At 62.8% G+C, this 8,269-nt stretch carries 10 protein-coding genes; 1 reads left to right on the plus strand and 9 read right to left on the minus strand.

Features of this window, described 5'->3' with window-relative positions; all coding sequences use genetic code 11:
- On the minus strand, positions 1-344 hold a 344-nt coding region (locus ACEW8G_RS00335; protein ID WP_373486466.1), incomplete at its 3' end, for a hypothetical protein.
- Between the two features lie 11 nt (positions 345-355).
- Complete coding sequence (locus ACEW8G_RS00340) at positions 356-1,645, minus strand: adenylosuccinate synthase (protein WP_373486467.1); 1,290 nt, start codon at positions 1,643-1,645, stop codon at positions 356-358.
- A gap of 194 nt (positions 1,646-1,839) precedes the next feature.
- On the opposite strand from ACEW8G_RS00340, the gene ACEW8G_RS00345 reads away from it, so the two are divergent.
- On the plus strand, positions 1,840-2,871 hold the full coding sequence (locus ACEW8G_RS00345) for an alpha/beta hydrolase (RefSeq protein WP_373486468.1): 1,032 nt from the start codon (positions 1,840-1,842) through the stop codon (positions 2,869-2,871).
- Between the two features lie 12 nt (positions 2,872-2,883).
- Here ACEW8G_RS00345 and ACEW8G_RS00350 read toward each other — a convergent pair whose 3' ends face one another.
- The 7 genes from ACEW8G_RS00350 to ACEW8G_RS00380 form a co-directional block, all read right to left on the minus strand.
- Complete coding sequence (locus ACEW8G_RS00350) at positions 2,884-4,011, minus strand: ATP phosphoribosyltransferase regulatory subunit (protein ID WP_373486469.1); 1,128 nt, start codon at positions 4,009-4,011, stop codon at positions 2,884-2,886.
- A 161-nt stretch (positions 4,012-4,172) separates the two neighbouring features.
- Positions 4,173-4,382 carry a cold-shock protein gene (locus ACEW8G_RS00355; RefSeq protein WP_017671033.1) on the minus strand — a complete coding sequence of 70 codons (210 nt, stop codon included), beginning with the start codon at positions 4,380-4,382 and terminating at the stop codon, positions 4,173-4,175.
- A 169-nt stretch (positions 4,383-4,551) separates the two neighbouring features.
- A complete protein-coding gene (locus ACEW8G_RS00360; protein WP_373486470.1) occupies positions 4,552-4,719 on the minus strand; it encodes a hypothetical protein in 168 nt (55 codons plus the stop codon).
- A gap of 169 nt (positions 4,720-4,888) precedes the next feature.
- Positions 4,889-5,164, minus strand: a complete 276-nt coding sequence (locus tag ACEW8G_RS00365; RefSeq protein WP_373486471.1) for a DUF1467 family protein — start codon at positions 5,162-5,164, stop codon at positions 4,889-4,891.
- 10 nt (positions 5,165-5,174) lie between these two features.
- A complete protein-coding gene (locus tag ACEW8G_RS00370; protein WP_373486472.1) occupies positions 5,175-6,854 on the minus strand; it encodes a ribonuclease J in 1,680 nt (559 codons plus the stop codon).
- Between the two features lie 4 nt (positions 6,855-6,858).
- Positions 6,859-7,635 carry a type III pantothenate kinase gene (locus ACEW8G_RS00375; protein ID WP_373486473.1) on the minus strand — a complete coding sequence of 259 codons (777 nt, stop codon included), beginning with the start codon at positions 7,633-7,635 and terminating at the stop codon, positions 6,859-6,861.
- 28 nt (positions 7,636-7,663) lie between these two features.
- On the minus strand, positions 7,664-8,269 hold a 606-nt coding region (locus tag ACEW8G_RS00380; protein WP_373486474.1), incomplete at its 5' end, for a biotin--[acetyl-CoA-carboxylase] ligase.

Genomic DNA, 8,269 nt, shown 5'->3' on the forward strand with positions numbered 1-8,269 from the left:
GCCGCGATCTCCGCCAGCGCCGCGCCGATCTGCGCTGTGTCACGCCCGATGACATAATGGACATCGCGTGCCTGCAGCAGCGCATCTGCCTGATCGAGCGTTTCGAGGCTGGCAATGCACAGCAGCGCGCAATCGGAGGAGGGCGCAATCGTCGAAGGATCGTCACCAACCGCATCGTGCCAGTCGAGCGCGTAGACATTGCACACCGGGGCGCGCGCATCCGGCGATACCGGCCAGCCCGCCGCACCGATCAGCGCCCCCAGCGCAGCGCTGTCCGCACAAATCTGCAAGGCTTTCCCGGGCATGGCAGCAGCGTTGAAACCCGTTGCGCTGTCTTCTGACATTCTCTCTCCGATCAATCGGCAAATGGATCGCGCACCAAAATCGTATCCTCGCGTTCGGGCGAGGTCGATACCAGCGCGACCGGGCACTGGATCAGCTCCTCCACCCGCTTGATATATTTGATGGCCTGCGCGGGCAGGTCAACCCAGCTGCGCGCACCGGCGGTCGACTCGTGCCAGCCGTCCATCTCTTCATAGATCGGCTGCACCGCCGCCTGATCGCCCGCATAAGCCGGGAAATAATCGAGCACCTTGCCGTTCAGCCGATATCCTGTGCAGATCTTGAGTTTGGCGAAACCATCGAGCACATCGAGCTTGGTGAGCGCGATCCCGGTCACCCCGGCGATGGCGCAGCTTTGCCGCACCAACGTTGCATCGAACCAGCCACAGCGGCGCTTGCGCCCGGTAACCGTGCCGAACTCTCGACCACGCTCGCCCAGCCGCTGGCCGACCTCGTCATCAAGCTCGGTGGGGAAAGGCCCCGATCCGACCCGCGTCGTATAGGCCTTGACGATGCCAAGCACGAAGCCCGTCGCCTGCGGACCAAGCCCGCTGCCGCCCGATGCGCTTCCGGTGATCGTGTTCGATGAAGTGACAAACGGGTAGGTGCCGTGATCGACATCGAGCAGCACACCCTGCGCGCCTTCAAACAGCATCCGCGCGCCCGCGCGGCGTATTTCACCGAGCCGCTTCCACACCGGTTGGGCGAACTGCTGCACGAAATCGGCGATCTCGGTGAGCTGTGCAACCAGCGCGGCGCGATCAATCGGCGGCTCGCCAAAGCCTGCGCGCAACGCGTCATGGTGCGCGCAGAGCCGGTCGAGCTGCGGACCGAGCGTATCGAGATGCGCCAGATCGCACACCCGGATCGCGCGCCTGCCGACCTTATCCTCATATGCCGGGCCGATGCCGCGCCGCGTCGTGCCAATCTTGCCCTGGCCGCTGGCGTCTTCACGCAGGGCATCAAGATCGCGATGAAACGGCAGGATCAGCGCGCAATTGTCAGCAATCGCCAGATTGTCTGCTGAAATCTCGACGCCCTGCCCGCGCAGCAGCGCGACCTCGTCGCGCAGCGCCCATGGGTCGAGCACCACGCCGTTGCCGATTACGCTGAAGGTGCCGCGCACGATGCCCGAGGGCAGCAACGACAGCTTGAACACCTTTTCGCCGATGACCAAAGTGTGGCCGGCATTGTGGCCGCCCTGAAAGCGGATCACCACATCGGCGCGTTCGGCGAGCCAGTCGACAATCTTGCCCTTGCCCTCATCGCCCCATTGGGCGCCGATCACCGTAACATTGGCCACGATATCAACCCTTTTGAAAGATGGACGCGCCAATCAACGACGCGCAAAACGCGCTCGTCCTAGTGATGGCAGGCGGCTGCGTCCAGTACGTTAGGCCGGAACGCGATACAATTTAATGCACTTCGAGACTGGACGCAGGTGCTGTGTGACAGGCATTCTTCACCAAACCGATCAGAAATTGCAGGGAGCGGACGATGCGCTTGAAGATGTTGGGGCTGGTCGTGGCAGCGGGAATGATTGCGCCGGTGCTGGCCCAGCAGGCAGGCGGCCAAGAACGCCTGCTGGATCGCGAATGTCGTCGCGAGGTCGTGCGCTTGTGCGGGATGGACCGTTCGAAGATTCGGAACTGCCTGCAAGAGCGGCGAAGCGAGCTTTCCGCTGGCTGCAAGCAACAGTTGGTTCAAGGAATCGCCAAGCGGCGTGGCGCGGGCGCTGCGCCCAAGGCTGGAACCAATGTCACGACCACTCCGGCCAGACCGATCGCCTATGGCAGCAATGCTGCGCAGGTTGTCGACCTTTACCTGCCTCAGAGCACAGCGCCGGGGACGGGATTTCCGCTGGTCGTCTATGTGCACGGCGGCGGATGGCACAATGGCGACCGAAGCATGGTGCAGCATAAGCCAGGCTTCTTCATGAGCAAGGGCTGGGCGTTCGCATCTGTGGGGTATCGCCTGCTTCCTGGAGCCCCGGTGGAGCAGCAGGCGCGCGATGTCGCTGCAGCCTTGCGCAAGCTTGCCGATGAAGCGCAATCCCTGGGCATCGATCCTGCGCGGATCCTAGTGATGGGGCACAGCGCAGGTGCGCATCTGGCTGCCCTGGTGGCAACCGATCCCACATATCTGCAAGCTGACATGGGCCGCATCGCCGGGGTCATCCTGCTTGATGGCGCGGGCTATGATGTCGCCCGGCAAATGGCTGATCAACCGATGATCGCCAGAAGCATCTATACGCGTGCATTCGGATCCGACCCTGTCCGGCAGGCCCGCCTTTCACCGATCACCCACGCTGCAGCCCCCAATGCTCCGCGCTGGCTCATCCTTCATGTCGCCCGCAGGACCGATGCCGCAACCCAGTCCAATGCCCTCGCTTCTGTGTTGACGGCGGCTGGCGCAAGCGCCGAGGTCACATCGATCGACGGCGAAACCCATATGACCATCAACCGCGAACTGGGCGTTGGGGACAATCCGCACACCCGAGCCGTCTCCGACTTCCTCTCGGGCTTCTGAACGTTTTTGCTTCTACAGCAAGACGATCTCGCTGCCATCCAGCCGGTGGGTGCAGCCCAGCGCCTGCGCATCGTCACCCTCGCTGATCGCGGCAACGGTGCGCCAGCCGATCGCGCGCAGCCGGGCAGCGACCGCGCGATCATAGCCCAGCGGCAGAAACAGGATGTTGGCGGGCGGCTGGCGATTGTCGCCTTCGCCCAGATCGAGCAGCGCATCGGGATAGAGCGAAAAGCCGGTCGCGACCTCGTGCCCGCCCTGGCCATCAGGGATCGCATAGGTGCCGCCGCGTCCGAGCGCGCCGGCGCAATTATCAGCGTAGAGCGAAAAGCCGAACCAGCTTTGATATTCAAAACCATGGCGTTCGGTCGGGTCGAGCGTGACCGCGACATCGCCGGGCAGGTCGGCGGCAATTGCGCGCAACGCCTCAATCCGGCTGGCCAGCGCGCCGCCTGCATCAATCGCCGCCAAAGCCGCAATGGCTGCATCGAACGGTCCGGTGGCATAGAGCAGCGGCAGATAGGCGTCTGCGCCCAGCGCCGCCAGCGCGCCTGCGTCTTTCATATCGAGCTCGCGGCGCACAGTATCGATGGTCTGCCGGTCAATCGGAAATGTGGTGTCGGCAAGTGTATCGACCAGATCGGGCAAGGTGAGATCCACCGAGATGCCCGTCACCCCTGCGCTCGCCAGCGCCTCGATGGCGATGCGCAATACCTCCTGCGCCGCTGCGACATTGTCATGGCCGATGAGCTCAGCGCCTATCTGCAGCCGCTCGCGTTCGGGGTTGAGCTGGTCTGCAGCAATGCGCAGCACCTGCCCGGCATAGCTCAGACGCAAGGGCCGCGCCGCTGACGCCATCAGCGTCGTCGCCACCCGGCCCACCTGCACGGTGATATCAGACCGGATCGCGAGCGTGCGCATTGATGCAGGATCGACCATGCGGAACAGATGTTGACGCCCGGTGCCCTGCATGCGCAGCGCCAGTGAGCGTTCATATTCGATAAGGGGGGGAGCCACCCGGTCATAGCCGTGGCTGGAGAGCACCGCCATGGCGCTGTTGGTCAGGCGCGCAGCATGCTCGGCACGCGGCGGCAGCAGATCAAACAGGCCTGCGGGCAGAATATCGGGATTCGCATCGGTCATAGGCACGCGCCTAGCCGAGAAACTCAGCGAATTGAACACAAGATGCGAAACTGAGCTGCGGAGCGGCATTGCTGCCGCCCCGCGCTCATGTGCCTCAGGTCATCAGGCAATGGGTAGGCCTAGACCCACCCACATCGCACGCTGACAGAGGCAGCCAACCGTCAGGCAGCAGCCGACAGGCGGACAGCCGCCATCTTGCCGCGACGATCCTGTTCCAGCTCAAAGTTGACGCGCTGGTCGCGGTCAAGGGTACGCATACCCGACGCTTCGACCGCGCTGATGTGCACGAATGCATCGTTGCCGCCATCGTCGGGCTGGATGAAGCCATAGCCCTTGTCGGCGTTGAAAAACTTTACGGTGCCAATAGGCATAGTCATTTCCTTAAGTGTCGATAGTCTGGGCCGCGTCAAAATGCGGACATCCCCAGGCAGATTCGGGACCGGAAGCACGATTGCGACGTGCACAACGCCCGGTCCCGGCCATTGTGCGTGAAGATACAGGCAGGCCCACCGGTCAACCGGGAGGCACGCCTGAATGACATCAGTCGAGCATGAAACTGCCCGCCTGTGGATAGGTCAAGCCATCGAGCTGCGCGGCATAGCCAAGCGCGAGAGCGTGCTGCGAGGCGCGCTCATCGGCACAATCGGCATGGATTGCGCGCTGTGTGGCAAGTTGATGGAGCTGAAAAAGCTGATTGATATCTGGCATGCGAGGCTCCTGTTGCAGGTGCAAGCAAGAGCGTGGAGCAGGCAAGTGCTGGTCTCTCAGTCACGCGTAGGCTTGGGATCAATTGTCGCGCGATAAATAATTATTAGCAGATAAGCGCTGCAATGTCGCGCATAATCAGCAATGTAGCCGATAAGCCTGATTGTTGCGCTTATGCCCCCGGCGGCTTGCCGAAAATGTTGACATCATCAGGCCCGATCCAGCCGTTGACATAGTTGGCGTAAAACAGGCCAAAGGCCACCGCCGAGACTAGTGTGGTCACAAGGATGACGCGCAGCGGCCGGAAATTGGCAGGCGCACTTTCGGCCTGGCCGCGCACCATCTCAACGCCCAGTTCCTCTGACGTGCGCAGCCCGAAGGGCATCACCACAAACGCGGTGATCACCCAGAACAGCAGGTAAATTGCGGCAATGCTGGTCCAGCTCATCGTTTGTCTCTCAGCCCTCGATCATCAACACGGTAACCACGGGCTTTTTGCCCGTCCAGCGGGTAGCGGCACGGCGCACCGCGAGGCGGATCGCCTCTTCGACGTTGTTCTGCCCATCGCCGCCCTTGGGCTTGGCTTTGCCGCGACCCCTTGGCGACTTGCCCGGCTTGGCCACCGCATCGCGCACATCGGCAACCGTTTCGGCGACAAACGCATCGAGATCGTCCTCGATCGGCAGGCCGAGCGGACGCACTACCGGTGCGCCAACCAGTTGGCCACCACGATCCAGCGCCACCGCGACGCTGATCTGGCCGTTGAGCGCCAGCTTGCGCCGTTCGCCCATCGTCAGGCCATCGGCGGGCAGGATGACATCGCCATCAAGCACCAGACGGCCAGCGCGTTCCTGGCTGATCACGCCGGGCTTGCCGGGGGCCAGCCGCACCAGATCACCATTCTTCTGCAGCACCGTGGACGGGATGCCCTGTTCGAGCCCGAAGCGCGCCTGTTCGGCCATATGGCGCATCTCGCCGTGCACCGGCACGAGGATCTGCGGGCGTATCCACTTGTACATTTCGGCAAGCTCGGGCCGTCCAGGGTGGCCGGAGACGTGAATGTCGGCCTGCCGGTCGGTGACCATGTGGATGCCATCGCCCGCCAGCTTGTTCTGGATGCGGCCGATCGCGATCTCGTTGCCGGGAATGACCTTGGAGGAAAACAGCACGGTATCGCCGCGCTCCAGCTTGATCTGGTGGTTGCCATCGGCAACGCGGGCCAAAGCCGCGCGTGGCTCACCCTGCCCGCCGGTCGCGATAACCAGCACCTCGCACCGGGGCAGCGACATCGCCTCTTCAAAATCAACCAGTTCGGGTAGATCCTTGAGATAGCCATTGGCCTTGGCCACCGCGATGATCCGGTCGAGCGAGCGCCCGGCGACGCACAATTCGCGGTTGGTCGCCTTGGCGACCTCGCCCAGCGTGTCCAGCCGCGCGACGTTCGATGCGAAAGTCGTGATCAGCGCGCGGCCCTTGAGCGGCTTGACCGCGGCGATCAGCGCGTCGCGCACATCGCCTTCTGAGCCCGACGCCTCGGGATTGAACACGTTGGTCGAATCGCAAACCATCGCCAGCACGCCTTCGTCGCCGATCGCGGTGAGCGCCTGAGGGGTCGATGGCACGCCGACAATGGGCTCGTCGTCCAGCTTCCAGTCGCCGGTATGGAAAATCCTGCCATAAGGCGTGTCGATCAGCAGCGCGTTGCCCTCGGCAATCGAGTGCGCGAGCGGCAGATAGCGGAAACCGAACGGCCCCAGCTGCAAACTGCCCTCGTTTTCAATAACATGCAGCTTGACCTCCTTGAGCAGGCCCTGCTCTTCGAGCTTGCGCTTGATCAGGTCAGCGGTGAACGGCGTGGCATACAGCGGCACACCAAGGTCAGCCGCCAGATATGGCAACGCGCCGATATGGTCCTCATGACCATGGGTCAGCACGATGCCCAGCAGATCATCGGCACGTTCCTCGATGAACTCAAGGTCAGGGAAGACCAGCTCCACGCCCGGATAGGCGGGGTCGCTGAAGGTCATGCCCAGATCGACCATCACCCATTTGCCGTTGCAGCCGTAAAGGTTGGCGTTCATGCCAATTTCGCCCGACCCGCCAAGGGCCAGGAACAACAATTCTTTTCCAGGTTTCATGTATTCAAAATGCCCTTTCGGCAATCATGGCAAGACCCTGCAGGGTCAGGTCGGGTTCGACCGCATCAAAAATATCGGTGTGCTGGTCAAACAGCACCGCAAGACCACCGGTGGCGATCACCTTGACCGGACGCCCGATTTCAGCGCGCATCCGGGCAACTAGTCCCTCCATCATCGCGACATAGCCCCAGAACACGCCGATCTGCATCTGATCTTCGGTATTGCGACCGATCACCGATGTGCCCATGCGCGGCGGTTCTATCGCGATTCGTGGCAGTTTCGCAGCGGCCTGGACCAGCGCATCCAGCGACAGGTTGATCCCTGGCGCGATGATTCCGCCTTTATAGGCCCCCGTGTAGTCAACGATGTCATAGGTGGTTGCGGTGCCAAAGTCGATGATGATGATGTCGCCCGGGTGAATTGCGTGCGCCGCGATGCTGTTGACCGCGCGGTCGGCACCCAGCGACTTGGGTTCATCAACATCGATCTCCATCCGCCAATCGGCGGGTGCCACTCCCGCGATCAGCGGTTCGGCATCGAAATACTTGCGCGACAGCACCTGCAGATTGTGCAGCGCGCGCGGCACGACGGTGGAGATGATCACGCGGGCAATCTGGCTGCGGTCATAGCCTTCCAGCTGCAGCAACTGGTTCAGCCACACCGCATATTCATCGCCGGTGCGCCGCGCGTCGGTCGAAATCCGCCACCGCGTCTTGATCGTGCGCCCATCGAACAGCGCAAATACGGCGTTGGTATTGCCCACATCAACCGCAAGCAGCATGTTGTCGTCCTTTACCCAAACCCAGCTATCAGCCGATCAGATCGACATCGCCCGCGCTGATCGTTTCTACCCGGCCATCGGCGCAGCGCAAGCGCAGCGCGCCATCGCTGCGCAGGCCATCGAACACGCCTTCGATCCGGTCGTTCGCTCCGCGCTGAACCGCCATCGCTTCGCCCGGCATATGCGCACTGGCGCACCATGTATCAAGCAGCGACGCGTGATCGCTGCGCCATTGCTGCAACCGGCTGGCAAAACGGGTCGCGAGCAGATCAAGCACGGCAGCGGCGTCAATTTGGTGCGCCGCGCCTTCAAGATGCAGCGCGGTTACTCTGCGCCCCGGCACATCAGGCGCGAGCGCGACATTGATGCCGATACCGACCACCACCGCATCGCCGCGCCGTTCGAGCAGCATGCCCGACAGCTTGGCGCCTGCGACATGCACGTCATTGGGCCATTTCAGCCGCGCATCGCACTGCGGGATGACTGCGCGCACCGTATCGAGCACCGCAAGCCCGGCGACAAACGCCAGCAGATGCGCGGGCGCATCGTTGACGCGAAGCCGCACCAGCGTGCTGCAATAGAGGTTGCCGGCGGGGCTTTCCCATATACGGCCCAAACGGCCGCGCCCGCCGCT

This window comes from Blastomonas sp. (assembly GCF_041747255.1).
In the GTDB taxonomy this organism is placed as follows: Bacteria; Pseudomonadota; Alphaproteobacteria; order Sphingomonadales; family Sphingomonadaceae; genus Blastomonas.